The following is a 1,965-nucleotide window of genomic DNA, read 5'->3' on the forward strand; positions in this document are numbered from 1 at the left end:
GCTGCCCCGAATCTCGCGCACGACCACATGGATGTGGGAGCCAGGGCGACGCAGGTCACCAAAGCCGAGGACTTTGTCGCTCTGAGGGATTTTATGAGGGAGCGCCGAGTATGGTCGGCTCAGCAAAACTCCAATAGAGCGACAAGGGACAAGCGAGATCGGGAGCATCTTTATGGAATATCCAGAATAGATTATGGTTGCCTGAGCCCGGATATTCCAAGGCAGTTCCTGCATTTATCATCAATTCATATCCTGCCCGGCTAATTAAGGAACTGTCCTGAAATAACTTCGACATTGCTACAGACGCTACCCGCCGTCCGCTTTCCGAAAATCTGGAACCACTTGTGCTTTTGCGGGCAGCGGGCGGCGGCATTTTACCGGACTGAATAAAATGAAGGAGTTATTCCGGGACAATTCCCTGGGCTTGATATCAATGACACAAGACAGCTGAGCAGGAATTGCTGACATCACGTTTTACATTGGTAAACGTAATTTTCTGTCTAACCATTAACTTTTCGAGGGCGTCAAAGTAGTCTAAAGGCGCTCTTCCTTCCAGAAGTTTCACTGCTTCACCTGTTGGCTCAGAGCGTGGTGGTACAGAGGTAACTCCATTTGGGCAGCAATTTCCCGTGCGGCATCAATGAACAATAAAGCACTCTTGGCGGGATAGCCCATCTCAAGATATAGCGCAGGGCGATCATCCTGGTTCAACACCATGCGAATAACACTCCTGCTGAGGATGTTTCCTTTTTGGCTCTTTCTGACAATCATGGCATTGCGTCCATCCATCACAAAGCTCATCAGGGCCGTGTTATTGGACGGAAAACCTTCCGGAGATTGACAGTTGTTAACCTCAAGTCCACTGATAAAAAGGTCCCAGGGATCTTCTATCAGCGCCAGGGTTTCCAATGGAGATAATAACAGCTTGCTTTTGGTTGTTTCACTGAAGTCACTGAAATTCGCTCCCCAGCCTGCCTTGAATTGAGGGTATTGCCGATAAACGGCCTTCAGGTGTAGATTGTTCAGCGGTGACTGCCTGTTCTCAATAAACGTACGGTTAGCACTGCTCTGTATAAACCCATGGATAAGGTCGGTAATTTCGGTAGTTCCGTGCTCTGTCATTAATGCCATGTAAGAGGGCAGGAGGTGATAATGTCGTTGTTCAAATAGCCACTGCGAGATTCCGTTATTTTTTCCCACGAAAGCGTCACCGCCTATTTCAGCGACCAACAATGGTATTCCTTCTTTCTGACAGCTTAAGCCCAGGCAGTTCAGAAATTCATGCAAACTGTCTCCCATTTTGAATATTATGTGTAGCAAACCCAGTTTTTCATAAGTCAGGCTTTGGGTGAGCGTTTTCAGAAGCTGCATTAGCGTGGTTTTATTCATAATCTTGCAGGTCAATGCCTGCTCAAGCGTAGTCAGCCACTGATGGAAAACCTTGCCATCTTTCATCCGTCGTTTGACAACGGGGGAATTTTGCAGAGATTGATTGAGTTCCTCAACGTCATCTTCTGAGATTATGTCCGGTACAAATGCCAGCAATTGCAGTGGGGCCAGTCGTAAAGGCTTTCCGCCCTTGATTGCGGGCGCACCCAGTACTTGCTGTATTTTCGGGGTGCTCTGAAGCAGACGGGTCAGCCCAATGATCAGATAGGGGATATTTTTTATATTCCCATGTTCCATGATGGTGCTGACAAAATCACCCAGTATTCGGGTATCCATTATTTGTCCGGATGATGTGCAAGCGGCAATGACCAGCAACAGTCGTTGCACTTTTGCTTTTATATCGTGCTTGCTTTCAGGTAGTGATTTAGCAGCAACTTTGCTTTCCAGTTGGTTAACTGCACCGATTAATACCTGTGAGTATGCCGGGGTCATGTTATCAATGTTTGCCCTGAGTACCGTCAGATACAGGGCGACAGAATCGGTCGAACGATCATCCCGATAATAGGATATTTAGCT

At 47.3% G+C, this 1,965-nt stretch carries 2 protein-coding genes; one reads left to right on the forward strand and one right to left on the reverse strand.

Annotation, left to right across the window (positions count from 1 at the left end; translation table 11 throughout):
* The coding region (locus KDK14_RS19550; RefSeq protein WP_257266889.1) for a hypothetical protein at positions 1-264 on the forward strand (264 nt) is incomplete at its 5' end.
* Positions 265-561: 297 nt separating this feature from the next.
* Here the strand turns inward: KDK14_RS19550 and KDK14_RS19555 are convergent.
* Positions 562-1,881: a hypothetical protein gene (locus KDK14_RS19555; RefSeq protein ID WP_257266890.1), complete on the reverse strand. Its 1,320-nt coding sequence runs from the start codon at positions 1,879-1,881 to the stop codon at positions 562-564.
* Positions 1,882-1,965 lie beyond the last annotated feature (84 nt).

This window comes from Endozoicomonas sp. ONNA2 (genome assembly GCF_024606365.1).
Lineage (GTDB): Bacteria > Pseudomonadota > Gammaproteobacteria > Pseudomonadales > Endozoicomonadaceae > Endozoicomonas.